Source organism: Paenibacillus sp. FSL H8-0261 (assembly GCF_045040645.1).
Taxonomy (GTDB): domain Bacteria; phylum Bacillota; class Bacilli; order Paenibacillales; family Paenibacillaceae; genus Paenibacillus_AQ.
In genome coordinates this window covers 5,395,574-5,422,367 of the sequence record NZ_CP150297.1, presented here as the reverse complement: position 1 = coordinate 5,422,367, position 26,794 = coordinate 5,395,574, and the positions used below count along the sequence as shown (strand labels likewise).

The window sequence follows — 26,794 nt, the reverse complement described above, 5'->3', positions numbered from 1 at the left end:
ACTTCATGTCTTATATTTCTCGCATAAACGCTCACCGTCCTTATAAGGATGCCGATGGCGTTTATGCTTGGTTAAGAAATCTAAGTAGTAATACTCCAAGGAGGAGCAGACAATGAGCGACAATCAAACAAACAGTATACCTGCCGGCGGTTACCGGGCGCAGGCTATTGAGCCCAAGTGGCAAAAGTTCTGGGATGAGAACAAAAGTTTTAAGACAGGTGAAGATCCAACCAAACCGAATTTCTATGCACTGGATATGTTCCCGTACCCTTCAGGTGCAGGACTGCACGTAGGTCATCCAGAAGGCTACACAGCAACGGATATCGTATCCCGTTACAAACGGATGCGTGGTTTTAACGTGCTGCACCCAATGGGCTGGGATGCTTTTGGACTTCCTGCAGAGCAGTATGCAATGGATACAGGTCAGCATCCACGTGATTTCACAGATAAGAACATCGATAATTTCCGTCGTCAGATCAAATCGCTGGGTTTCTCCTACGACTGGGATCGCGAGATCAGCACTACAGATCCAGATTATTACAAATGGACGCAGTGGATTTTCATCCAGCTGTACAACAAAGGCTTGGCTTATGTAGCAGAAGTACCTGTTAACTGGTGCGAGGCACTGGGTACAGTACTTGCCAACGAAGAAGTTATTGATGGTAAAAGTGAGCGCGGAGGACATCCGGTTGTCCGCAAACCGATGCGTCAGTGGATTCTGAGAATTACTGAATATGCTGAGCGTCTGCTTGAAGATCTGGAAGAGCTGGATTGGTCTGAGAGCATCAAGGATATGCAGCGCAACTGGATCGGCAAATCTACAGGTGCAGAAGTGAACTTTGAAATTGAAGGTCACGATGCTAGCCTGACCGTGTTTACAACACGTCCAGATACATTGTTCGGAGCTAGCTACTGCGTATTAGCACCAGAGCATGAACTGGTTGATGCTATTACAACAGAAGCACAACGTGCAGCGATTGCAGAATATTGTGTGAAAGCTTCTCATAAGAGCGATCTGGAACGTACAGATTTGGCTAAAGAGAAGAGCGGAGTATTCACGGGTGCGTATGCAATCAATCCTGTGAATGGCGCCAAGGCACCGATCTGGATTGCAGATTATGTACTTGCCGGATATGGAACGGGTGCGATCATGGCGGTTCCAGGTCACGATACTCGCGACTGGGAATTTGCTAAACAATTCGGCCTGAATATCGTTGAAGTCGTACAAGGTGGCAACGTTGAAGAAGAGGCGTATTCCGGAGACGGACCGCATGTCAATTCTGATTTCTTGAATGGACTTAAGAATGAAGAAGCGATTGCGAAGATGATTGCTTGGCTGGAAGAGAAGGGCGTAGGTAAAGGTAAAGTAACCTATCGTCTGCGTGATTGGCTGTTCAGCCGTCAACGCTACTGGGGAGAGCCGATTCCAATTCTGCATCTGGAAGACGGTACAATGAAGACTGTTCCGGTTGATCAGCTGCCGCTGGTACTGCCTGATGTAGATGCGATCAAACCATCGGGTACTGGGGAGTCTCCACTTGCCAATGTAACAGAGTGGGTGGAAACGATCGATCCTGAGACTGGTATGAAGGCTCGCCGTGAGACCAACACCATGCCGCAATGGGCGGGCAGCTGCTGGTACTACCTGCGTTATATTGATCCGAAAAACGATCAAGAGCTGTGCTCCCCTGAGAAGCAAAAAGCATGGCTTCCAGTGGATCTGTACATTGGCGGAGCGGAGCATGCCGTACTTCACTTGCTCTATGCACGTTTCTGGCACAAGGTGCTTTATGATATCGGCGTAGTGGAAACGAAAGAGCCTTTCCATAAGCTGGTTAACCAAGGCATGATTCTTGGAAATAATAATGAAAAAATGAGTAAATCACGCGGAAATGTCATCAACCCTGATGAGATTGTTGAAGCTTTCGGTGCAGATACACTGCGTGTCTATGAAATGTTTATGGGCCCTCTGGAAGCAACCAAGCCTTGGAATGAAAAGGGTGTTGAAGGGGTTCACCGGTTCTTGTCCCGTGTATGGCGCCTGTTCGTGAATGAGGAAGGTAAGCTCAATTCCAAAATCACAGCAGATGGCGGTACGGAAGAGTTCAAACGTACTTGGCACAAAACGATTAAGAAAGTCACTGAGGATTTCGAACATCTGCGTTTCAATACGGCGATTAGCCAGTTGATGATTTTCATTAACGATGCCTACAAGCAAGAAACCTTGTCCCATGAAGCTGCCGAACACTTTGTGCAAATGTTGTCACCACTGGCGCCGCATATTGCTGAAGAGCTGTGGCAACTGCTTGGTCATGAAGGAAGCATCAGCTACGTGGCTTGGCCAACTTATGATGAAGCATGGACAGTCGATGCTGAGGTTGAAATCGTTATTCAAGTTAATGGTAAAATCGTACAACGCGCCCTGATTCCGCTGGATATGGGTCAGGAAGAAATGCAAGCTCATGCGCTGTCACTTCCTAATGTGAGTGCAGCTGTAGAAGGTAAAACCGTACGCAAGATTATTGCGGTTCCTGGCAAACTTGTAAATATTGTAGTGGGTTAAGCGAAGAACGCAATTCTGCCCGCAGCATCGGAGAAATCCGTGCTGCGGGCTTTGTTGTTCTAACGTTCTTTAGGACCCTGATTAATAGTGTCGTGTCCGAATAGCTCATCAAGCTTAATAACATCCTCATCATATTTATCATGCGTTGTCGTGATGAGGCGTTCAAATACACCATCTAGACTGGTACGTAAGTGGTTTAACGCTTCTGCGGTAATTCCACCGCGAACAGCGACCCGTTCTTGAAGCTCTTGCGGGGTAAACTCCCCTTCTGTCAGCAATTTGCCTGTTCCAAGCAGCATTTCACCAGCGAGTCGGCTGATTAATGTCTCTTCAATTCCAGTGGCCTCAACGGCTGCTTCAATCCAGCGCTCAATGAAATAGCTTAAGAACGCAGGTCCACAGCTGGAGAAATCAGAAGCGATTCGGGTATGTGCTTCTTGGATTTCTAAGGGAACACCTATGAAAGACAATAGCTGTAGCAGTACAAGCCTGTCTTCTTTATTAAGCCTGCTGCCAAATATGCACAGTGAAGTCCCACTCTTGACGCAGTGCGTAATGCTTGGGATGATCTTGGCAATTTTGGACGGCAAAGCGGATTCCAGATGATGCAATTGAACTGGACTTGTAATGGATACGACAATTTGCTCACTCCGGAGACATGAGCCGATCTCATCTGTTAATGTTTTAAATTCAAGTGGCTTTACGCATAAAAAAACGATATCACTTCCTAACGCTGTCTCCCTATTGCTTCCGCAAATGGAAATGCCGGGGTGACGCTTCTCAAGCTCCAGCAGCTTGTTCATGCTGCGGTTGCTGGCAAGCACATCACACGGTTCTAGCGCTCCGGAAGAAAGAAAGGCGTCGATCAGCAGGCTGCCCATGCTGCCTGTTCCGATAAATCCTACTTTCACCTGTGGTTCCTCCTTTCTAGCATTGCTTTTTACTAACTGACATGAATTCTCTTCGTTATATGTATGCAGGATAGCCTTGGACAAATGACAGGTTTTGTATGAATTATTAAAGGGAATTCCAATTAAAGGAATGTATGAAGATTCACAAAAAAGTATAGGACGAATTTTCGTGAGGGGGAGCGCATTTTGAATAAAGGGAATATAGTGCTCGGAGTGGTTGTAGCTCTACTGGGTGGTGGGTTGCTATGGTCTGCAGGGAACAAGGGGGATTCCGGCATTGCCGGATGGGAAACCTTGAATGGAAGCATGGAACAAGCGATTGGAGTCGCTGAGCCAGATGAAGCTTCGGCTACAGAGGGCAAAGTGGGAGGCCAGCAGACGAAGGTAGATAAGCAAAGTGCTGGGAAAGTTACAGTGGGAGCCGAAGCTACTGGGAAGACTGATGCTTCTGGGAAAAATGATAGTGCTGGAAAGGCTGAAGTTAGTGATAAGTCTGATGCTGCTCAGAAGGTGAAGGATACTGCACAAGTAGATCATACTGTCCCGACTCCAGTAGATGAAAAAGGGACAACAGTTACTGGAGAGAATGCTTTGGAGGCGCTTGAAGTTACCACGTCAGTCGCTTCACAGGATGGTAAAATAAATGTGAACACTGCGGGTGCTAAGGAGCTGATGGATCTTCCGGGCATCGGAGAGAAGAAGGCCCAGACTATAATCGAATACCGCAACCGTGAAGGGGCTTTTCGTAGTCTGTCAGATTTGGGGAAGGTGAAGGGGATCGGGCCCAAAATGCTTGAAAAGCTAAAGCCTTTAGTAATATTTTGAAGATATAAGGGTATTGAAGGTACTGTTGAATGTGCTACAACCGTTGTCCTAGTGAATACTTGCGGGGATGTGCTACAATAGTTAACAACTATTTAGAAGGATATGGAGATTGATTATGACTGCTGCTTATCGTAAAGACTGGGATACTTACTTCATGGACATTGCCTGCATGGTCTCAACTCGTTCACGCTGTAATCGCCGACATGTGGGTGCTGTGCTGGTACAAGGCAAGAAGTTGCTAGGAACAGCGTACAACGGGGCACCAATGGGCGTACCTGATTGTTCAGAGGCAGGCTGTATGCTCTCGGAGCAATATGAAATGGAAATCGTGGATGGCGTAGAGACAATGGTGAAGAAACAGCGCTGTATTCGCACGATTCATGCGGAACAGAATCTTTTGCTATTTACAGACCGAATCGATCGGGAAGGCAGTACCGTCTATGTGACAGATGAGCCTTGCTGGACCTGCGCCAATATGCTGGCGAACAGTGGTATCGTGGAAATCGTGTATTACCGACCTTACCGTAAGGATATGGAAAAGGTTGAAGCGATGATGGCTGCCAAGGGTATCATATTTCGTCAATTGGAGAACTATGAGCCGCCAAGTGAAACGATGATCAAAGTATCGGAATAGCTGATCTGTATAACACCAATTTAATAAGATGGCTTGAGGAAGAACCTCTCGTGCGCTTTTATGGCGTATGCAGAGGTTCTTTTTTTGTATCCAGTATTGTGAAAGGGGGATGGGCACGTGAAGGAAAGACCCTTGTTAAGCTTTACAGTATGTTGGGTGGCTGGAAGCGCAGCGGCTTGCTTAATCTCAGGGAACGGACTGCTGTTAGCATGGGCTGGATTAATACTTTTACTGGTGAGTCTGAGGGTGTGGGGAACAGTAAGTTGGAAATACATAGCCATGTTGTGTTTATCCATTTCTTTAGCGGCTGGATATTGGGAGTGGAACGAAGCTCGCAATATTAGCGGAATTCCTGAAGCGCTGGGTAGCACGATTGCAGAGCTGAATGAGAGCCCCGTGGAAGCTAGAGGCACGATCATTTCCGTCGTGGAACGGGATGGGGATCGGGTTGATTTTATAATGAAGCTCTTACATATGAACCTACTTGCAGAAGGAGATGATAATTCATCTGATCCTTTGGATGGACAGGACAGCAAGATGCAAGGGGAGTTAATCGCAGTTCAGATCAAACTTCTGGCTGAGCAAGAAATTGCTGTCGCTGCGAAGTGGCGAAGAGGGGATGAGGTGCTGCTTAATGGCGTGCTGGAAGAGCCGGCAGTAGCGCGTAATTTTGGAGGCTTCGATTATCGTGCTTATTTACATACGAAGAAGATTCATTGGCTATTGAAGGGGCAGGGAGCGGAAAATGTAAGGGTAACCGTGCCAGATTCATGGAGTCCGTTAACGATTTTTCGCTTAAATGACAGCGCGCGAACGGCCCTTGGGGCAGAGCTGGACCAACTTTTTCAAGGACGCCACTCTGGGTATATGAAGGGCTTAATCATTGGGATGCAGGATGATCTCGATCCGGATACCTTTAAGCAGTTCTCTCAGCTCGGTTTGACGCATATTCTCGCTATTTCAGGTATGCATGTAGCGGTGTATGTAGGCGTTCTTTTATTTCTGTTCAGACGCTTACGCTTGACAAAGGAGACCGCACTAACGCTCACTTTCTTACTCGTACCGGTATACGTCCTTTTGTCTGGTGCGGGTCCGTCCATTGTGCGTGCGGGGCTGATGAGTATGATTGCCTTGCTCGCTGCAAGAGTTGGAATGTTGAAGGATGGACTGAATATTTTGGCGGCATCGGCACTGGTTATGTTGATCTGGAATCCTTATATGCTGCTCAGTGTCAGCTTCCAGCTGTCTTTTCTGGTGACCCTGGGCTTGATGGTATACGTTCCGCTTATGAATCCTCTTTTGAGCATACTGCCACGCTGGCTTAAAGGTGCGGTCTCGGTGACGTTAGTGGCCCAATTAGTTTCTTTCCCACTCACGATTTATTATTTTAATCAGTTTTCGCTACTATCCTTTGTCGCCAATTTGGTCTTTGTACCTTTTATTACCTTTGTAGTATTGCCGCTAGGGACGCTTGCGCTACTGCTTGGACGACTATGGGAAGATGCTGCAAAAGTACTGGCACATGTTACGGAGCTGCTGAATAACTTTACTTATTACGCTGTGGAGTGGATCAATGAATTTACTGGTGGAGTACTGATTTGGGGCTCGCCCTCATTGCTGTGGATCGGGGTGTACTATGTTTTGTTGTATGGTCTGCTGTATGTTGCCAATCTAAGAAAGGAAGCTCGTTCTGCACCGCAATATATGGAGGATGAGACGAGGCCATTAGCGGAGGCTGGTTTATCTGTGAACAGTCACTGTGGGTTTGGGAGAGTGGAGAATGCACAGTTTGCTATTGGTGCTTCTAAGGTTGGACGCTGGAGCGGAGCGATTGTTCTACTATTGGCAGTTGGACTGGGGATGTTGCTGTATAGAGGTTATCAGTCGGATGGTCAAGCAGGTAGAGGTACAATTAGTTATCTGGATATTGGACAAGGCGACAGCATTCTCATCACTACACCGAGCGGAGCACATATTCTAGTGGACGGTGGTGGAACCTTAAACTTTGGTCAAAAAGAAGAGTGGCGCGTTCGCCGAAGTCCGTTCGAGGTTGGCGCTAAAGTGCTGGTGCCTCTGCTGAAAAAACGTGGGATCCACCGTTTAGATGCGATTATTTTGACACATGGAGATCAGGATCATGCCGGAGGACTCCAAGCCGTGTTGGAAGAGATTCCGGTTTTGGCGTTGCTTTTTAATGGAACGTTAGTTGATCGCGAGTTTTATATGGGGATGATGAGGACTGCACTGGAGAGGGATGTTCAGCTGTACGCTGTGCATCAAGGAATGACCCTATCCCCGGATGATGCGACAGAGCTGTCCTTTTTGTGGCCGGAGGGAAGAGATGGAGAAGCGTCGGGTACTCCTTATCAGAATGGCATTCCTCTACTGGAAGAGCAGAATCACGATTCGGTAGCTTTTCGCTTAGAGATGAATGGTAGGAGCTTTCTATTCACCGGAGATATGGATTTGGAAGCTGAAGAGGAGATTGTAGAGCAGGCTAAGCAAAAGGGCATCAGCGCTGGACCTGCTATTGATGTGCTGAAGGTAGCTCACCATGGGAGCAAAACATCTACTGGAGAAGCTTGGTTAGAATTCTGGCAGCCTGCAGCAGCGGTGATTTCAGCGGGTGTTAACAATCTGTATGGTCACCCGAAAGCTGAGGTGTTGGAGCGATTGAAAGATAACCAAGCATCTATATTCCGGACGGATCAGCAGGGGGAGATACAGATGCGGGTGCGGGCGGAGGGGGTTGAAGTGCGATATAAGTTGGTGGAGGCATTGCATTTTGTGCAATAGAACGCAATCCAAGATAGCTGGATCTTCATTCTACTGTACTTTGTACACTCAAAATGAGGGGAAACGCCTAATTCTCTGAATTTTAATAGTATCTATTGCATGAAGTGCAACAGAATCTTTCTATGGAGTTGGAAAATCAAGTTCTATTGCACGAAATGCAATAGAAAGCTATTTACAGATATATTCAGCTCTCCCCAATCGGACACGTGAGCACCATTGATGACGTTTAAGCGTTCATCGGTGGTGCTTTTTAATAGACAGATATAGAGATTATGCTGTTAAGTAATATATGACCTAATTATTTATTTTAAAGGGAACTTTTTCAAGTTTGGAAAGTCTTATTAGGCAAGGGGTGAGACGAAACATGCTAAGCGAAGATATGCCATATGCAGAAGCGTATGCGTCCGAGATGACCTTGCGGGAAATGATGGAGGAGTATGGATCGGATGTGTGGAATTATGCTTTTTTCTTAACTAGAAGCCGTGAGCAAGCGAATGATATTAGCCAAGAAGTGTTCTTGAAGGCATATAAAAATGTGGGGAAGTACCGGGGACAATCGTCGATGAAAACTTGGCTACTCACGATTACTAGAAATACAGCCTTTAGCTGGAGCAAAAATAGCTTTTGGCGCAGATTCATACCATTTGGGGATCAACCTGCCACTGTAACTGCTCTGTCTGCAGAAAGAGAAGCGCTAGGCAATCAGTATGCGAACCGAATCTGGGAAATTATTATGAACCTACCAGATAAGAACAGAGAGGTGCTTGTACTGGATATTCAGCATGGGCTATCGATCAGCGAAATGTCCGATTTACTGAATGCACCACAAGGGACTGTGAAATCTCGGCTCGCGCGCGCGAGGGAGAAGGTTAAGCAAGCCATCCAGAAGGAGGAGAGAGAATGAAAGGCAAAGCTGATAATAGTAATCCAGTGATGATCGGACAGACTGATTGGTATGCACAAGCAGGCAAAAGGCCTTTTATTGAAGATGGCTTTACACCTGAGCTGATGATTCAGATCGAACAGGCTGCTACGCTTAAAAATAAAAATCACAGACGTTATCGAATAAACAAAAGTGTGCTACTGACCAGTGTGGCTATGATTTTGTTGATAGGTGCACTTAACTTGCCTATAGGCGCATGGAAGAGTCATGGTCCAGTCCAATCTTCATCGGTGCAGTCACAAGCTGCAGGGATACTACCTTCTTCTACTCCTGCTACTAATGACAAAGCGTTAGAGCCTCCGACAAGTCCAGCAGAGTTTGAGATTAGCGGTAAGAAATATTACATGCCTTTGCCAATGAGCAGAGATAAGAGCAAAGCATATGCCGTTGAGACAACAGCGGGAATCCTTTGGTCGCCGCCGCCCCCGATGGTTGACTACAAGAAGCCAAAGTACACACATCCTACAGAACCGTTCACCCTTTACCTGAGCTCGAAGGACCAGACGGAGCTATCGGCTTCTTCGGCTACTAGGATATATACTTTTCCTCTTTATGCGGGAGGGGCAAGTACCTATCAATATTTGAGTGGGGTTTTTGGAGCAGGAGATTATGTCCTGTTAACTTCCTATAAAAAGACTCTTGGTGTAGGTATGTATGAGGATGGTAAGTTTTCGATACTTAATGTTAAAAAAGCAGCGGCAGGGGAAGCTGTGGTTCCGATCGCGCTTAAATCCTTTGACAATACACTTTTAGAATACAAGTCAATCATTGCTATTGATAAGGAACATGAGCAGCTCGTAATTAGTTACTTAGAATATGCAGGGGATAAAAAGTACAAAGAGAAAACCGTGCTTTATGATATGGAGACCATGAGCATTCCAACGCCTGCTATAGCAATTGGTTTTAAAGAGATTAAGGGAGAAACTTTAATCATGGATTATAAAGTGGGTGGGGAACAACGTAAAGCGGATATTCTTCTGAAAAATGGATTGGGGTGGCTGGATGAGAATTGGGCTTTTTTATCGGAAGAGCAACAAAATAAGCTTTATATGGATTATTTGAATTCTACTCCTTAGTAGATAATTCACCCAATAAAAGCTATACTTTTTGATAAAGTAATTTTCTTTTGAGAAGAGTGGAGCCGAAGTGATGAAGAAGTTAACAATTGATGATGTGGCTCAAAAAGCGGGAGTGTCGAAGAGTACGGTCTCCCAATTTTTGAACAAACGTTTTAAATATATGAGTGAAGCGACGAAGAATCGGATTGAGGCTGTGATTGAGGAGCTTAATTATCAACCGAATGGACTTGCGCGCAGTTTGAAACAGAATCGGACGCATATGGTCGGAATCATCGTTGCTAATATCGATTATTCGCTGTCTATTCAATGTATCCGGGCGATCGAGAACGAGCTGCAGCAACACGGAATCCAAGTAATCATATGCAATGCCGATGAGAATGCGGAAAAAGAAAGCAAGTACGTCGAAACCTTAGTTGCCCGCCAGGTGGACGGTTTGATTATTTTTCCTACGGGGAACGATTCATCTGCTTACAGCCGACTAATAGAGGCGGATTTTCCGTTAGTGTTTATGGATCGTCTGGTAGATGGAATCACTACGCAGAGCTTGCTGCTCGACAATGAAATGGCGGCCAAGATAGGTGTGGGACAGCTTACACAGCAAGGCCATGAGCGAATTGCTCTGGTCACCCTGCCGCTAGGGGAACATGCTATTACCCCGCGTAAAGAGCGGATCAGTGGTTATAAAAAGGCGATGGAAGAAGCGGACCTAACGCTGCGTGAGGAGTATATCTGTAGTGTGCCAAAAGAAGAATTAGCTACAGGACTGAAGCGCCTTTTAGCGTTGCCGGACCCTCCGACAGCGCTATTGGCTACGAATGATATCACGCTAGCAGAGATCCTGAAATATGCGAATCGAAATGCCATCGCTATTCCGGAACAATTGTCTGTCATCGGTATAGATGATGCGGAGTTCGCGCAAATTTATAATCCGGTCATTACAACAATTCGTCAGCCTGCTTACGAAATGGGTATGCAAGCTGCTAAGATTATACTCTCTTGTATCGAGGATAAAGGTGCTTCTGTTCCTATCACTTATCGTTTTCCGCCGACCTTGCAACAAGGGCAGTCTGTGAAGTCTTATAAATAAGTATAGGCTATAAAAATACAAAGAAATGCCGTTCCACAGTTCAACTGTGAGACGGCATTTTTTAATGAATATACTCAAATCTATGTGCTTAAACCTCCTGCTGCATAAACTTTGCAAGCTCCTCACGGGTCGGAAGTCCATCCATATCGCCAGGCGACATGACGGCTAACGCACCGATCGCATTGCCACGTTTGACGGCCTCAGCAATCGGAAGCTTTTCCAGCATCGCACTGATTACACCAACGGCAAACCCATCACCTGCACCTACGGTATCAACGACCTGCTCTACCTTAAACCCGTCTACATAACCTTCTCCTTCAGCGGATTTATAGTAAGCGCCTTCAGGTCCGAGCTTGATGACGACTAAGCTGACGCCACGCGCCAGATAATAGTCCGCAATCTCTTCTGGCGTACTTAGACCTGTAAGAATCTTGCCTTCACCGAGTCCTGGAAGGAACCAATCACAGCGTGTAGCCAGATCATTGATCGTCTTCACCATTGTTTCTGTATCCGGCCATAAACTAGGGCGCAGATTTGGATCGAGGGAGACCGTCTTTCCTTGTCGCTTCATAAACTCCATAGCATGAATAGAGAATTCATGACAGCTCTTGGATAAGGCGGCGGAGATACTTGTTACGTGTAAATGTCCTGCAGCATTAAAGTATGCCTCGTCAAAATCAACCAGACTAAGCTTGGAGGCCGCGGAATTTTTGCGGAAGTATTCGACTTTAGGATCGCCTGTAACAACCTTTGATTTGATTAACATACCTGTTGAATGTTCTTTAGTAAAAGTAATGTTGTCGGTATCAATGTTCTCTTTCTTCATTGCTTGAGCAATGAAATGACCAAAGTTATCTTCGCCAAGCTTCGTAACATAACCTGTAGGATGATTTAAGCGTGATAAGCCTGTAGCTACATTGCTCTCTGCACCTGCCAACGCTTTGGAGAACGAAAATACTTCATGCAGGGGACCCGTTTCATTCGCATAAAACATCGCCATCGGCTCCCCGAAAGTGACGGCATCCAGCTGTTTACTCATTTGAGTTCCTCCTAGGGTAATGAATTTATCCCAGTATAATGATGTGTAACTTGAAATTATCACATAAATCGGTTTTGTACAATAAAAGAATGCTTTTTAATCCGAATGGTGTTTTGGATAAAAGAAAACAAATAAGAAATAAATCCTTTCTATAAAAGGGTTTGTTGATATTATAGGTGAATTAATATCTCTATACCCAGAAAAATGTATTGACTGTTAACCGTATTGTTATTACTATCTGATTATAGATTATATCATTTTGATTAGTAAATTTAATAAAAAAGTTTATCTAAATTAGTATTTCATATTCATCTATGATCGTACCAAGAGAAAGGGAGTCTACTGATGAAGAAAATGAAAGTATTGCAGAATGTGGCGTCCGTTGGAGTTGTAGCCGTTATTCGTGCTGATAGTGCTGAGGAAGCTTTTAAAATGTCCGTTGCTTGTATCGAAGGCGGTTTGAATAATATTGAGGTAACTTTTACTACTCCGGATGCGGATGTGGCGATTAAACGATTGGTAGCGGAGTACGGAGATCGCGCAGTGATTGGAGCAGGAACTGTACTTGATCCATTAACGGCGAGAATAGCCGTTCTTGCAGGCTCGGAATTTGTGGTCAGTCCCTCTTTTGATGCAGAGACAGCTAAAATGTGTAATCTTTATGGTATTCCGTACATGCCTGGCTGCATGACATTAAATGAAATGAAGGAAGCATTGAAGTTTGGTGTGGATGTGCTTAAGTTGTTCCCTGGCAGTGCGTTTGGTCCGGATTATGTGAAAGCGGTTAAAGGTCCTATGCCGCATGTGAACATTATGCCAACAGGTGGCGTGGATCTGAATAATATGGGAAAATGGATTGCCAACGGCTGTATAGCAGTAGGAATCGGGGGTAATTTGACTGCACCTGCGAAGGATGGTCGATACGATCAGATTACCGATCTTGCGGCTCAGTATGTGGCGAAATTTAAAGAGGTAAAAGGTATTTGATTCTGTTTTGTTTTAATTCGATTAGATAGATTTATTGAAGGTTGTATAGCTGACGCATGTCAGCCGTACAACCTTTTTTATATACATATTTTCCGACATTCAGATTTTCTTACATTATATGTTTTCATAAAGTATAGAATGAGGACAAAGGCAATAAACTATAAAGTAGAAGAGTATGATGTTTGACTGACGTCTACGAATTGGAATGGTTTATTATCGGACCGGGAGTGAGTATATGCCTGCTTATCATGATAAAAAGCTGTATCTTGCAGCTGATGAAGAGGATGCGGAATACGTAGAAATTGCGTCGGCATTCCATGGTTGTAAGGTGACGGAAGGCCAGATCTATAGATTAGAGAGGAATTACAATAACCCTCATATTTTTGAGAATGGAGAGGCGTATGTTGTGGATGATGAAACTAGGGACAACTACGCAGTGTTCATGCTCTGCAAGATTGTGTTATATAAATAGAGTTATGTGCTCGATTCTAAGGTTATTTCTTGTTTACTGACGGCTTCTTTTCCGACAGGAGGATAAGCCGGTTCTTTTGGAAATGGGAGATATTTCTTACCTAAACGCTTGCCGGCTTTATTGAGATGCCGAAGGCGTTTATACTTGTGTCATTTTTGTTATAAAGTTATTCAAAAGAGTATTTGAATGATTGAAGTTTCCCCTGTATGCTTAGTAGGAATTATTGGTTGTGAAATGCTATGAAATGTGCGATAGCGCTTTATAAAAGATGGCTTAACATGACGTTCTAAGAAAAGTTTGGTATTCTAAAAATATTAATTACAGGGTTGCAACAAATTCGCAGTCTTGCGCGTCAGTAAGATTGCATAGAGAGGGGGAACCTTCGTGGTGGAGCAGGGACTCATCAGAGCCGCTCAAGCGGGCGATCGCGACGCTCTAATCACCCTATTGCGAGAAATTGAAGGGCATGTATATAAAACCGCCTTCTACATTTTGCATAATGAACAAGATGCGCTGGATGCATCTCAGGAGGCCTTGATCCGGGTTTATACCAAAATCGGTTCATATGAGGAAAAGGCCCAGTTCAAAACGTGGGTTCAGCGAATCGTTACCAATATTTGCATTGATAAATTCAGAAGAACTAAACCTACAGTTTCTATTGATGAGCATGAAATGGTGTTTCAGGATAAACACAATGTGGAACGTGAGGTTCTATCCTCTTATTTAGCTGAGGATATACGTGAAGCGATTGATCAATTGCCCGAGCATCATCGGACAGTCATCGTCCTGCGCTATTTACAAGATTTTTCTTACAACGAGATTGCAGACTGCCTGGATTTGCCTTTGAATACAGTGAAATCATATCTGTTTAGGGCCAGACAGCAGCTGCAGAATAGACTTCAGGAGTACCAGAAAGGTGGTGTATCGGGATGAAATGCGCGGAGGTGATGGAATGGATGCACCGCTATATAGACCAAGACTTGAGCCAAGATGAGATTGTTCAGATGTTCCGTCATATCGATAATTGTCCTTCCTGCGCGGAAGTCTTTGAGCGGCTGACACTTCTCTCCAAAGAATTGGAGCAGTTGCCAGACGTGAAACCCCCGTTTAGTCTGGTTGACTCTATTTTACCTCAGCTTGCAGAATTGGATCGAAGCAGTCGTGAACAAAGCGCTGTGAGAACCGAGGAACCAGTTGTAGTTCCATTTTCACGAGAAAGCTCCCGCGGTAAACCTTCCAAGGGAACCTCTATAGCAGCACGGACAGGCATTGGAGCTATCGCAGCTGCCGTAATATTAGGGATCGCTATTTTTAATATGCCGGATAAAATGCCTGGGGCAGAGGTAGAACAAATGATGCAGGATAGTAGTAAAGCGACCAGCGATAGTGCTAATAATATGGCTATTGAATCGCAAGCCTCTACTTCTGCTGAATCATATGAGGCTGCGCCTGCTAATAGCGGAACGGATTCGGGGGCTCTACCAGCTGCTCCTGATGTGAATGAAGATAACGCTGCATTAGATAGAGCGATGGGGCCGGTAGACCCTGCGTCGATGCCGACTTCTCCAACAGAAACTAATGCTGGATCTGGAGGACGGTCGATACCAGAACCAACAAATAATGTGAAGCCCAATCCTACGGAGAAGATTATGACGCCGAAGCCGGATACTGTAACGAAAGTTCAAACTCCGGATACTAGTGCTGGCGGTAATAATCAGTCCAAAGCTGATAAGAAGGATCAACCTGCTTCTATAGATAAAGGGATCGAAGGTGATTCAGCGACATCTACGGAGGAATCATTAAAGACTTCTGATGACTTCGGAATGGGCGTTATGGGTTTTAACATTTCTAATGATTCTAATGATTCTAATGTACAGACTTGGACTTCCCCTGATGGGCATTATGCCGTTGAGTTTGCTGGATTACAGCTTGTTATTTATAAGAATTCACCCGAAGGTTCAGTGGAAGATAGGATAGCAGTGACTTCTTATCCATTAGAAGGAAATTGGATTTCTGGAGAATGGTCGGCGGATAGCTCGCAGTTCACGTATGTGACGGAGAAAGATGGTGTGAATACCACTAAGGTGTACACTGTACAGGAAGCAGCAGCTTCTTCAACGCCGGTTACATCACCTGGGGCGACACCATCGAAGACTCCATCTTCAACGTCAACAAATTAAATTGAGGCTGGAACATTTTTCGAAGTTTCAGAATATACTATAGCAACCGGACAGGAACTAGAAAGTATAGGATTTGAAGAACATCGGTATGACCGTCGGATGGGAAGTTTCTAGGGCTTCTCACTCCGGCGTTTATATAGATGCGCCGCTTAAACGGAGGGGCTTTGGCCATGGCTGCCAGAGTTTCTCCGTTTTTGCATGTGCATTTATGTTGTTTTTTTTGCTACAATAGGAATCTGGGCAAATTGGGCTAGATGAATGGAAAAGGAAGTGGCGGAATGGATGCCAAAACGGCGATAAAAGAAATCAAACAAGGGAAAATCTCACCGCTGTACCTTTTGTACGGCAGTGAAAAATTTCGAATGAATGAATTCGCGGCATTGCTGGAAGACCAGCTGATTGCCAAAGAGGATCGCGATTTTGCGGTTATTCCCTTTGATCTCTCTGAGACGCCGGTGCAGGCTGTGGTAGAAGAAGCTGAGACTGTACCTTTTATGGTAGAACGTAAATTATTGCTGGTGCGGGACGCATCGTTATTTACAGCGGGAAAAGAAAATGCCAAACTTGAGCATCGTATAGATATTTTAAGTGATTATTTGCAGCATCCTGTAGATTTCAGTGTGATCGTCTTTATGGTGAATAGTGACAAGCTGGACGAGCGTAAGAAAATTGTGAAGACTGTTAAAACGGCGGGTACGGTATTAGCTTTCAACCCGCTAGGGGCAGAAGAACTGCTGCGCTGGGTAGAGAAAGGGATTCGTGAGCGGGGTTGTACGATGGCACCTGGCACCGCAGAGATTCTTATCACTAATGCCGGGACAGGTTTGCAGGGCTTATCCGCGGAAATGGACAAGCTATGTTTGTTCGCTGGTAAGGGAGGAACCGTAGATGCAGAAGCAGTAGAAAGTCTGGTGCATCGCGGAACGGAACAAAATGTGTTTACGCTTGTAGAGGACATCGCTAATCTGCGTCTAGATAAGGCGCTTGATACGCTGTATGAGTTGTTGAAGCAGCGGGAAGAACCCATTAAGATTGCTGCGCTGGTTGCGCGGCAGTTCCGAATTATTTTGCAGGTGAAGGATTTATCAGCACATAGTTATTCGCAAGGTCAGATTGCGTCTCAAATTGGACTTCATCCTTATGCAGTAAAGCTTGCAGGGGAGCAGGCCCACAAGTTCTCAAGTGAACGTCTGCGGCAAATTTTAAGTGCACTAGCTGATCTGGATTATAAGATGAAGACAGGAGCTATAGATAAAGTGCTTGGTCTGGAGTTGTTTATGTTGCGGCTAGGTACTTGAACAAAGCAGTGGAAAAAGTATATGGAGATGATCCATCTATGAAAAATGCCTAATCGGAATGAAAGTAACTTATTCAAAAGAGAAAAGTTGATCATTTAAGAAAACTACCTTCCTAAGGTGGTTTTTTTTCATTCAACTAACGTCTAAAGGAAACTATTACTTATATTTATTGAATAGTAGGCACAAAAAAACCCAACCGTATGAAACATAGCGGTCAGGTTCTTCAATTGCTCATTATGAATGTCGTCCTAGGCTTGAGCCTTAAGAGCGTTCAATTTCTTCGCCAAGCGGGATTTTTTGCGGGCAGCCGCATTTTTATGAACCAGACCTTTAGTTACGGCCTTGTCCAGCTTTTTGGAAGCAGCTTGGAAAGCAGCTTGAGCAGTTTCAACTTCCGTACCTGTCAGTGCTACATCAGCAGTTTTCACAGCTGTACGAAGCGCGGATTTTTGGGAAGCGTTCAGTGCACGGCGTTTTTCGTTCGTGTTTACGCGTTTAACCGCGGATTTAATATTTGGCATTGCATTCACCTCCTGTAAGACATTCGAAATCATTATCAAATGATTCACAACTTAAAATAGTTTAGCATGACCGGTAGTAAAAAGCAATACTTAAAGCTTTCAAATTAAACCATTTTAACCTGCATAAACAAGGGCTTTCTCTCGCACACTATCGACAAAAGAGCATAGGCAGAAGCTTGCAATTTGAGTTTTTGTTAGAAGTAACTCAAGGAAGTGTCTGCTCACAAAACTAAGTATCGCTTACGAAGCAAGTTTTGCTCGAAGTAATTCAATGGAGCGATGCTTACAAAACTTTTAGGAGGCTGGAACAATGGAACCGGATCTGCAGCTATATTCGGTACGCACGGACTTGGCGTTAGAGGCAAAGGAAATGGCTCAAGGGCCACAAAGGACGCCAATCCCTGGTGTAAACGAAGAAGTGGAAGAGTCTGATGGGATAAAAGTTACCCGGCTTGGTGTGGCTAACGCTGCCGGATCACAGGCGATAGGTCGCGCGATTGGGAATTATGTCACGCTTGAGGTACCAGCATTGCGCAATGGTGATACTGGCTTGCAGCAAAAAGTAGCTGAAGTCTTTGCTCGCGAATTCGAGGACTTCCTGACTAGGATTGGGATTGGTAAGGATGCATCTGTACTGATCGTTGGACTCGGTAACTGGAATGTGACTCCAGATTCATTGGGGCCGCTGGTGGTGGAGAATGCGCTCATTACTCGGCAATTTTATGAGCTCGTGCCGGATCAGGTCTCTCCAGGCTACCGTAAGGTAAGTGCTATTGCTCCCGGGGTGTTAGGGTTGACCGGTATCGAGTCGAGTGAGGTTGTACAGGGGATCGTGGATCGTACAAAGCCGGATCTTATTATTGCCATTGATGCGCTGGCATCCCGTTCGCTGGAACGGATCAATACGACGATTCAAATTGCTGACATCGGTATCCACCCCGGTTCGGGGATTGGCAATAAACGGCGCGGATTGACGCAGGAAATTCTGGGTGTTCCTTGTATTGCTATCGGTGTTCCTACAGTTTGCTATGCTTCGACCATTGTAAATAATGTACTGGAGATGATGAAGAATCATTTCGGACAAGGAGCTGGTCACACCAAGGAAATTATGGGGATGCTAGACGATATTTCTGAGCAGGAACGATTGTCATTAGTGAAGGAAGTACTTGAGCCACTAGGACATGATTTGATCGTTACACCTAAGGAAATCGATGAATTTATTGAAGGCATCGCCAATATTGTAGCCAGTGGTCTGAACGCGGCCCTGCATGATGCGGTCGATCCTGAGAATGTCGGCGCTTATACCCACTAATTGAATTATAGCTAGCACAAGTCCGGCGGGATACTGATGTACAGTATCTCGCCGGACTCTATGTCTATTCTCTCATTTACGGTTCTACTATTTCTCTTTCGCTCATAGATTTGGAGTATAAGAGATTACAGAGGGCTGGAGGAGGACATAAATATAATGAATAAAAAATGGTTTCAGCTTTGGAACATCGGCCGTTTACGTGGAAGAGTGCTGGATGCTTTATCGCTGGGAAGAACGATGCTGCTGTTGGCCGGAGGTTCGCTAGTATTTTTTATGCTGCTTGGCGCTGGTGGATTGGCCGGACAGAAGTTGAACTCTTCACCCATTCCATCTATGAAGGGGCTTGCGGCCTCCCTATCGAGTGGATTTTTCATGGAGCTGTTGGGGATGGAGGTACCCCATTTACCGCAGGGTAAAGAGCCTTCTGCTTTTTCAGGTGAAAAAGTGACTTCCTTTGTATTTCAATTGCTGACCAGTGTGAATCCAAGTGATCCGAAGAGTCTAGTTTCTCGTGAAGTGCCAGGCTTGGCAGCGGATGATCCATTTCTTTTGCGAAAAGGCTCGGGTGGCTCTACAGGAGCTCCTGTTGATTATCATCCGGGAACGGATGAACTGGCTGAAGGTGGAGGGGAAGAGGTTGATCCATCGGTTCCAAACGAAGTGGACAAGCCCGAAGATACTCCAGCACAGCAGCCTGAAGCGACAATAGCTCCGTCTCCTGAGCCATCAGGAGCTGCGGGAGGTACGGATAAGAGTGATCCGCAAAGCGAGACAGATAATACCAAGGACACCTCAGTTAAACGGATCCTTATCTATCATTCACATCCTCGGGAGGCCTATAACCCTCTACTAGGAGTAGCGAACGAAAATCCAAGCTCTGCGGTTTCAACTAAAAATGTAATGCTGGTAGGATCATATATTACGAAAAGATTGGAACAACGCGGGATTGGTACAGTTCATGCCAAAGAAGATTTTCTAACAAAAATTGCCGACTATAACTGGAATTTTTCTTACAAATACTCTCGAATGCTGGTTAAATCTGCAATGAGCTCAAACCAAGAAATGAGTGAACTTATCGACATTCACCGCGACTCGCAGCGTCATGGCAAAACAACTGCAGTGATTGATGGGAAAAGTTATGCTCAGGTGTATTTTATTATTGGACATGCGAATAAAGATTGGAAGAAGAACGAAGAGTTTGCGAACAAGATTCATCAAACGATTGAAAAGAGTTACCCAGGAATATCTCGCGGAATATGGGGAAAAGCTGCGGGTAAAGGAAACAACGGGGAGTACAACCAAACCCTCTCACCTAATAGTGTCTTGATTGAAGTGGGCGGTATTGATAATACAGCAGAGGAATTAAAGCGTACGGCTGATATCTTGGCAGATGCTATTGCGGATGTGTATTGGAGCAGTCATGACTCGGAGAAGGTAAACGCAGCTGGCAAGGCGACGAATCCCACAACCCAAGAGAGCAAGGGACAAACCAATGCTACAGCACCTCAAAAGTCGAACGGAGCTTCTTAAGCTATAGACATTTAATTAGAATAAACAGCCTTATTACCAAGTATTTAAAAAGGAGTGGCTTACATGTCTCGTTTCGGTAAAAAACTGGTTATGGTCGGTATTTGGGCAGGGGTCGGCATACTGTTAGGTATGCAGTTCAGCGGCAGCGGAGGGGCGACCGTCTCTAAGCTGTTGCCAGGCTGGACCGACCTATCGACTACGCCAACCAGTCAAGTGACGGGCATGCAATCACAGCCGATTAAGAATGGGGTTACACAAGGTGGGCAGACTTATGTGTATGTTCCGATGGTGATCGACCCTATCACAGGTGCATATACGCCTGTTTCTCCATTGCCTCAGAATAGCAATCCTGCGTCAACTACAGATCTTCCTCAGAAGGTGGTAGATGGGTATAATACGAAAACTCCAGAGCAGATTCTGATTCCTGAGGAACAAAAGCCGACAGTCGATGTGATAGCGGATAAAACGGCAGGCCTTCTGCAGCAAGCTTCTCAGAAGGGCATACGCTGGGTAGTCTCATTGTTCGATTCGGCGGAAGAATCACAATGATTTCAGGAGAAACAGTTATTTCACGGGTACGTGAATAGCTGTTTCTTCTGTTTTACGTAAGGGCGGGATTGATGGAGTAAGCTTGTACTGTTATAATAAGTGGATTAATATCAGGCTGTCTGTGGGGGTAAGGAATGACTGACGTTCAGAAAAGACAACAACAAATTCGCAATTTCTCGATTATTGCACATATAGACCATGGTAAATCGACACTAGCTGACCGCATTTTGGAATACACGGGGGCACTAACCACGCGTGAAATGCAGGAACAGGTACTCGATCAGATGGATCTGGAGCGCGAACGTGGTATCACAATCAAGCTGCAAGCCGTGCGTTTAACCTATCGTGCAGACGATGGTGTAGAGTATTATCTCAATTTGATTGATACACCGGGACACGTCGATTTCACCTATGAAGTTTCCCGCAGTCTTGCAGCATGTGAAGGCGCACTGCTGGTTGTGGATGCGGCTCAAGGAATTGAAGCGCAGACACTGGCCAATGTGTATTTAGCACTGGATAATAACCTTGAAATCCTACCTGTGCTCAACAAAATTGATTTGCCAAACGCTGACCCTGACCGGGTAAAGCAGGAGATTGAGGATGTTATCGGGCTGGATACCAGTGAAGCGGTTATGGCATCTGCCAAAGCCGGTATCGGGATCAAGGAAATTCTGGAGCAGGTGGTGAAGCAGGTTCCTGCGCCATCCGGTAATTCAGAAGAGCCGCTTAAAGCGTTGATTTTTGACTCTCATTACGATCCTTACAAAGGTGTTATCGTCTATGTGCGCGTAATGGACGGTAAGATTCGTGCGGGATCGAAGATTAAGATGATGGCAACTGAGAAGACCTTCGAGGTCATTGAAGTTGGCGCATTTATGCCGCGTATGACCATTGTCGATGAATTGAACATCGGGGATGTTGGATTTATCGTAGCTGGGATCAAGCATGTTGGAGATACCCGTGTCGGTGATACTGTCACTGACGCAAAGAATCCTACTGCTGAGCCGCTTCCAGGTTACCGTAAGATCAACCCGATGGTATATTGCGGTTTGTATCCGATTGAGACTTCCGATTATAACGATCTTCGTGAGGCATTGGAGAAGCTCCAGCTTAATGATGCTTCACTAAGCTTTGAGCCGGAAAGCTCGAGCGCGCTTGGATTTGGTTTCCGTTGCGGATTCCTTGGACTCTTGCATATGGAGATCATTCAAGAGCGGATTGAGCGCGAGTTCAATTTGCCGCTAATTACAACAGCACCGAGTGTTATTTATCGAATTATGCTGACCAATGGCGAAATGATTCAAATCGACAACCCGTCACATTATCCGGAAATCGGAACGATTGACTACATTGAAGAGCCATATGTTAAAGCAGCGATCATTGTGCCTAACGACTTCGTAGGTACTGTAATGGAGCTGTGCCAGAACAAACGCGGCGAGTTCGTAAATATGGAATATCTAGATACTAATCGTGTAACGATTACGTACGAGATTCCGCTGTCAGAGATCGTTTATGATTTCTTTGATCAGTTGAAATCCGGTACGAAAGGATATGCTTCTTACGACTATGAAATTTGCGGATACCGTCGTTCGAATCTGGTCAAGATGGATATCTTGCTTAACAATGAGCAGGTCGATGCCTTGTCCTTTATCGTTCACCGTGATCGTGCATACAACCGCGGTCGTATCATTTGTGAGAAACTACGTGGGATTATCCCTCGTCAAATGTTCGAAGTGCCGATTCAAGCCTCTGTGGGTACGAAGGTGGTTGCGCGTGAAACCGTTAAGGCGATGCGCAAAAACGTACTTGCAAAATGTTACGGCGGTGATATTTCGCGTAAGCGGAAGCTGCTAGAGAAACAAAAAGAAGGTAAGAAACGAATGAAGCAAGTAGGTAGCGTAGAGGTACCACAAGAAGCATTCATGGCAGTACTGAAGATCGACGAGTAGAAATTAGGTAGAGCCGGGAGAATATCCCGGCTCTATTTTTTTGCGCAGGAGAAGATTACAATAGGGTGGAAGGATTGTAAGCACATACACTGTAAGGGGAGTCCTCTTTTGAAACGATTATATTTGAAACTTACGCCAAGTACCTTTAAGAATCGGATTTTGTTAGCTTTCTTACTGTTGGTACTAACACCCATTGCCATGCTCGTTCTGTATAACTTCAAAGAGACAGAACAAATGCTGCAGGATAATGCGGAAACGAAGAACATAGAGCAGCTTATTGGGATTAAGAATGGTTTTGTTGATCTCATGAGTCTCGTTATGAAAACAGGGTCATTACTTGAACAAGATACAACGATTTTATCGATAATGAAGAATCCCGAGCAATCGGATGAAATCACGAGAAAAAAGCTCGTTGAAAACAAGTTTGGAGCGATTGAAAATACATTCTTCATGAGTGGAGCGACGGTGTATTATACTTTAATTGACCTTCATGGAAACGCATACACTTCCTTTATGCCGAGGGAAACCTTGAGCTACGACGAAATCCAATCGGAGGATTGGGTTCAAGCATTGAAGCGAGAAGGAGCGAATCGATATATATGGAATCCGAATGACAAGAATAATGTGGTCCGGGAAAGTACGACAAGTAAGAAAATGCTTAGCCTCTATGAGGTTATGCGTGATAATGGTTTTAACATTTATGCTTATGCAAGACTAAGTATCGATTATGAGGAGTGGTTTATTAGATCAACGTTAGGGAGTAAACAGGAAGGGTCTTTTTTTCTGCTCGATGCCTCAGGGAGAATGATGCTTAACCCGGATAAGGATAAGACCTTTTCTCCGGATATTGCGCAGAGTATTGTGAAGAGTGACCACCAGCGGCAGACAGAGCGTGCTGCATCCATCATCGATCCGAAGGAGAAAAGCTTATACACATACAGCTACATCGAAGAGTTGAATGGTTATGTCGTTAAAAAGGTACAGCTAGCACAGCTATTTCTTGAGGTGTATAAGCAGAAGCAACGATTTTTTGCTGTATTTGGAGTCATACTCCTGCTATTTGTTCTATTAACTTATTTTATATCATCGACGATTACAGTGCCGCTAAAGAAGCTGCAGAAGAAGATGGAGATGACCGCTAAAACGAATCTCAAAATGAAATTACCCGAGCAAGGGCGGGGAGAGATTCTTGCACTGACTCAGAGTTTCAATATCATGATCCATGATTTAAATGAGCTGTTGCAGCGTCTTCAGCTTGAAGAAAAACAGAAGCAATTCGTTCGATTTCAGGTGTTACTTTCGCAGATGAATCCACATTTCCTACTAAATACATTGAATACGATAAAGAGCATCGCCTTAGATAAAGATGATGATGAAATTTATGAAATTTGTGTTGCGCTAGGCAAAATATTGGAAACAACATTAAATACTGAAGTGGATTTGATTCTGTTAAAGGATGAGATTGTACTAATTGAATCTTATATGGAGATTCAGCGGCAACGCTTCGGACATGGGATTGAGATTCAATATGATATCAACGAGGAACTACAGTACGCATTAATCCCTAAATTCTGTCTTCAGCCCTTAATTGAAAATAGCTTGATTCACGGCTTCGGTCAGTCTGTGAAACAAGGGAGAATTGATATTTCCGCTAAGGTGACTGGACAGCAACTATATCTGCAGGTTAAAGATAACGGCATGGGGATAGAAAGAGCACAGCTGAATAAGGCTGCACGGAAACGAAAAGGAATCGGTGTTCAGAATATTAGGGAGAGCTTAGAGCTGTTGTTCAAGAATCAACGAACAGGCATGGACATTGTATCATCAGACACAGGAACTGAAGTGATTATCCATTTTCCACTTCTTATTTCAAAACCTTACGATGGAGGTAAGCTCACATGTGGAGAACGTTAATTGTGGATGATGAACAACCCGCGGTTAAAAGTATACGGAAGTTATTCTTAAAGGCTGGAATCCCGTTTGAAATTATAGGTGAGGCGGAGAATGGAGAAGTAGGCTTGCAAATGATTCGTGAGCTTCGACCTGATGTGGTAGTAACGGATATCAATATGCCAGTGATGGATGGGGTGAAGCTCCTTCAAGTTGCGCGAGAGGAAGGCTTCGACTGCCGATTTGTAATGTTGACCGCATTGAGTGAATTTGAATACGCTCGGCAAGCGCTCGTATTTGGAGCTTCGGACTACATTCTGAAGCTATCTTTAGATCTCCAAGGTTTGAAGCAGACCATGGGTAAGGTTCATGCCGAGCTGGAGCGAATGGTGAAGATGAAAAAGGCCGATAAATGGTTTCCTGAGAAGCAACAAACGGGACCGACAGATCATGTGGAGATGAACAAAATAATTGCTTATATTGAAGAGCATTATTCTGAAGACATCTCGCTCAAATCCATGTCAGAGTTGATACGAATGGATGCCAGCTATATAAGTGACTTATTCAAGAAAAAGACAGGGAAAACATTGACGAATTATATTCAAGAGCGGCGTATTCAGGCTGGAAAAATGCTGCTTGCAGAGACGAAGCTAACAATTAGTGAGATTGGGCAGCAGGTGGGCTTTGAGAACGATAATTATTTTATTAAAATTTTCAAAAAGTGGTGTGGCGTCACGCCAAATGAATTTCGCAAAGAACCAAAAAACGTTCTATAGTTTCCCAAATGTAGTTCATCCCCCAGAATCCGCTCTGATGATAAAGTTATAGACGTAGAGCACAACACATAATCCTTCCAAGGGGGAAGATATCGATGAAGAAAAAGTGGTATCCTGCAGTGCTTTCTGTCTTATTAGCAGGTACGATGCTGGCTGGTTGTGGTACTAGTGGAAGTAATGATGCGCAGGGCAGTGCAAATGGACAAACAGCAAAGGAGAAAATAAAACTTACGATGTGGGGGGCAGTTCCTGCAGAAGCCGGGCCTCAAGCTGTAATTGATAACTGGAATAAAGATCATCCAGACATTCAAGTCGAGTATATCCGTAATGTAAATGATGATGCTGGAAACTTAAAGCTGGATACTGCCTTGATGACCAATCAAAACATAGACCTTTTCATGAACTACGATCTTGCTCATTTACAGAAACGTATGGATGCAGGCGTTGCCTTGGATCTAAGCACGAAGACAGATTATGATATCGACAGCCAGATCGGCGAGGACGCAGCAATGTGGAAAATCAATGATAAGTACTATGGGATTCCTACAAAGAAAAACATGGCGTTTGTGTGGTTGAACAAAGATATGCTGGATGCAGCAGGATTACCGATTCCTGCGGTGGACTGGACCTGGTCAGATCTTGAGGAGTATGCGAAGAAGCTAACGAAGCCTGGTGTGTACGGATTATTGCAGGCAGATTCCTCCTTCTCAACAACGATGGACGGTACGCTTGCTGGAATGGGTGTGAAACAGGCGGATGGTACTTCAAACTTTGGGAATGATCTATGGAAAGAACACCTGGAAATATTGCATAACATGATGTTCGTGGACAAATCCACACCGGAATATGGCGAGCAACTGACCAGTAAAATGCCGGTTGACACCATGTTCTTGCAAGGCAAAGCGGCAATGCTGGCAGCAGGTGAGTTTATTTTCCGAAATGCGAACAACTTGAAAGACTATCCGCATGATTTCAAAACCGCGTTCGCCGCTATTCCAAAAGTGAATAAAGATCAAAAGGATTATAAATATTCGGGCGGTGTGGGTGACATGCTTGCTCTTAATGCGAAATCCAAGAACCTGGATGCAGCTTGGGAGTTCGCAAAATGGTATGCGGATGGCGGTATGCTGCCAATGGCAAGCGGGGGTCGTATTCCAGCCTCTAAGAGTGTAGATAGTAAGGAAGCAATGAGCCTTCTCATGAAGGGTGTGGAAGACAAATATGATACAGATTCAATGAATAAAATTGTATTCGGCAAATTCCCGTCCTTCCAGCTAAATGTAACTCAACAAGCCATTGATGCACGTAAAGAAGAGTATGAAAAATACTTCTTAAATAAGCAAGATATTGAAACCACGATGAAGAATATGCAAACCCGTTCGCAAGAGTTATTGAAGTAATGAAATAGTTAGCACAAAAGAGAAGGAGGAAGATTTCTTCGTTCTTCTCTTTC

The 26,794-nt window shown here is 44.8% G+C and carries 22 protein-coding genes; 19 read left to right on the top strand and 3 right to left on the bottom strand.

The genetic code is table 11. From position 1 onward, the window contains the following. Positions 1-112: 112 nt before the first annotated feature. A complete protein-coding gene (gene leuS, locus MHI27_RS24140) occupies positions 113-2,563 on the top strand; it encodes a leucine--tRNA ligase (RefSeq protein ID WP_405174857.1) in 2,451 nt (816 codons plus the stop codon). A gap of 59 nt (positions 2,564-2,622) precedes the next feature. Here leuS and comER read toward each other — a convergent pair whose 3' ends face one another. Next, positions 2,623-3,474 (bottom strand): late competence protein ComER, encoded by an 852-nt coding sequence (comER, locus tag MHI27_RS24135; protein WP_341128955.1) that lies wholly within the window; start codon positions 3,472-3,474, stop codon positions 2,623-2,625. 186 nt (positions 3,475-3,660) lie between these two features. Here comER and MHI27_RS24130 point away from each other — a divergent pair, with 186 nt between their 5' ends. The 6 genes from MHI27_RS24130 to MHI27_RS24105 all read left to right on the top strand — a co-directional run bounded on the left by MHI27_RS24130 (position 3,661) and on the right by MHI27_RS24105 (position 10,838). After that, entirely contained in the window at positions 3,661-4,299 is a 639-nt protein-coding gene (locus tag MHI27_RS24130) for a helix-hairpin-helix domain-containing protein (RefSeq protein ID WP_405174856.1), read from the top strand. A gap of 115 nt (positions 4,300-4,414) precedes the next feature. Then, positions 4,415-4,933, top strand: coding sequence for a dCMP deaminase family protein (locus MHI27_RS24125; RefSeq protein WP_042191041.1), 519 nt, complete (start codon positions 4,415-4,417; stop codon positions 4,931-4,933). Between the two features lie 117 nt (positions 4,934-5,050). After that, entirely contained in the window at positions 5,051-7,729 is a 2,679-nt protein-coding gene (locus MHI27_RS24120; protein ID WP_405174855.1) for a ComEC/Rec2 family competence protein, read from the top strand. A 364-nt stretch (positions 7,730-8,093) separates the two neighbouring features. Next, complete coding sequence (locus tag MHI27_RS24115; protein ID WP_405174854.1) at positions 8,094-8,633, top strand: RNA polymerase sigma factor; 540 nt, start codon at positions 8,094-8,096, stop codon at positions 8,631-8,633. Beyond that, on the top strand, positions 8,630-9,748 hold the full coding sequence (locus MHI27_RS24110; protein ID WP_405174853.1) for a hypothetical protein: 1,119 nt from the start codon (positions 8,630-8,632) through the stop codon (positions 9,746-9,748). The genes MHI27_RS24115 and MHI27_RS24110 overlap by 4 nt, the downstream gene beginning before the upstream one ends. Before the next feature lie 73 nt (positions 9,749-9,821). Then, complete coding sequence (locus tag MHI27_RS24105) at positions 9,822-10,838, top strand: LacI family DNA-binding transcriptional regulator (protein WP_405174852.1); 1,017 nt, start codon at positions 9,822-9,824, stop codon at positions 10,836-10,838. Between the two features lie 88 nt (positions 10,839-10,926). Here the strand turns inward: MHI27_RS24105 and MHI27_RS24100 are convergent, their stop codons facing one another. Next, positions 10,927-11,877, bottom strand: coding sequence for a sugar kinase (locus tag MHI27_RS24100; RefSeq protein ID WP_405174851.1), 951 nt, complete (start codon positions 11,875-11,877; stop codon positions 10,927-10,929). Between the two features lie 345 nt (positions 11,878-12,222). On the opposite strand from MHI27_RS24100, the gene MHI27_RS24095 reads away from it, so the two are divergent. The 5 genes from MHI27_RS24095 (at position 12,223) to holA (ending at position 16,814) form a co-directional block, all read left to right on the top strand. Then, positions 12,223-12,864, top strand: coding sequence for a bifunctional 2-keto-4-hydroxyglutarate aldolase/2-keto-3-deoxy-6-phosphogluconate aldolase (locus MHI27_RS24095; protein ID WP_405174850.1), 642 nt, complete (start codon positions 12,223-12,225; stop codon positions 12,862-12,864). Positions 12,865-13,099: 235 nt separating this feature from the next. After that, positions 13,100-13,336, top strand: coding sequence for a hypothetical protein (locus MHI27_RS24090; protein WP_042191032.1), 237 nt, complete (start codon positions 13,100-13,102; stop codon positions 13,334-13,336). A 384-nt stretch (positions 13,337-13,720) separates the two neighbouring features. Continuing rightward, positions 13,721-14,269 (top strand): RNA polymerase sigma factor, encoded by a 549-nt coding sequence (locus MHI27_RS24085; protein WP_036677530.1) that lies wholly within the window; start codon positions 13,721-13,723, stop codon positions 14,267-14,269. Continuing rightward, positions 14,266-15,516 carry a zf-HC2 domain-containing protein gene (locus MHI27_RS24080; protein ID WP_405174849.1) on the top strand — a complete coding sequence of 417 codons (1,251 nt, stop codon included), beginning with the start codon at positions 14,266-14,268 and terminating at the stop codon, positions 15,514-15,516. The genes MHI27_RS24085 and MHI27_RS24080 overlap by 4 nt, the downstream gene beginning before the upstream one ends. A 278-nt stretch (positions 15,517-15,794) precedes the next feature. Then, positions 15,795-16,814, top strand: a complete 1,020-nt coding sequence (gene holA / locus MHI27_RS24075; RefSeq protein ID WP_042191027.1) for a DNA polymerase III subunit delta — start codon at positions 15,795-15,797, stop codon at positions 16,812-16,814. A gap of 248 nt (positions 16,815-17,062) precedes the next feature. Here holA and rpsT read toward each other — a convergent pair whose 3' ends face one another. After that, complete coding sequence (rpsT, locus tag MHI27_RS24070) at positions 17,063-17,335, bottom strand: 30S ribosomal protein S20 (protein ID WP_042130412.1); 273 nt, start codon at positions 17,333-17,335, stop codon at positions 17,063-17,065. Positions 17,336-17,645: 310 nt separating this feature from the next. Here rpsT and gpr point away from each other — a divergent pair, with 310 nt between their 5' ends. The 7 genes from gpr (at position 17,646) to MHI27_RS24035 (ending at position 26,741) form a co-directional block, all read left to right on the top strand. After that, positions 17,646-18,647 (top strand): GPR endopeptidase, encoded by a 1,002-nt coding sequence (gpr, locus tag MHI27_RS24065; RefSeq protein WP_042191024.1) that lies wholly within the window; start codon positions 17,646-17,648, stop codon positions 18,645-18,647. Between the two features lie 156 nt (positions 18,648-18,803). Then, complete coding sequence (locus tag MHI27_RS24060; RefSeq protein WP_042191022.1) at positions 18,804-20,177, top strand: stage II sporulation protein P; 1,374 nt, start codon at positions 18,804-18,806, stop codon at positions 20,175-20,177. Positions 20,178-20,240: 63 nt separating this feature from the next. Continuing rightward, positions 20,241-20,726 (top strand): hypothetical protein, encoded by a 486-nt coding sequence (locus MHI27_RS24055; RefSeq protein ID WP_405174848.1) that lies wholly within the window; start codon positions 20,241-20,243, stop codon positions 20,724-20,726. A 134-nt stretch (positions 20,727-20,860) separates the two neighbouring features. Further along, positions 20,861-22,675, top strand: a complete 1,815-nt coding sequence (lepA, locus tag MHI27_RS24050) for a translation elongation factor 4 (protein WP_036677511.1) — start codon at positions 20,861-20,863, stop codon at positions 22,673-22,675. A gap of 108 nt (positions 22,676-22,783) precedes the next feature. Further along, on the top strand, positions 22,784-24,589 hold the full coding sequence (locus tag MHI27_RS24045) for a sensor histidine kinase (RefSeq protein ID WP_405174847.1): 1,806 nt from the start codon (positions 22,784-22,786) through the stop codon (positions 24,587-24,589). Continuing rightward, positions 24,574-25,341 (top strand): response regulator, encoded by a 768-nt coding sequence (locus MHI27_RS24040; RefSeq protein WP_076299684.1) that lies wholly within the window; start codon positions 24,574-24,576, stop codon positions 25,339-25,341. The genes MHI27_RS24045 and MHI27_RS24040 overlap by 16 nt, the downstream gene beginning before the upstream one ends. A gap of 95 nt (positions 25,342-25,436) precedes the next feature. Further along, on the top strand, positions 25,437-26,741 hold the full coding sequence (locus MHI27_RS24035; protein ID WP_076299683.1) for an ABC transporter substrate-binding protein: 1,305 nt from the start codon (positions 25,437-25,439) through the stop codon (positions 26,739-26,741). Positions 26,742-26,794 lie beyond the last annotated feature (53 nt).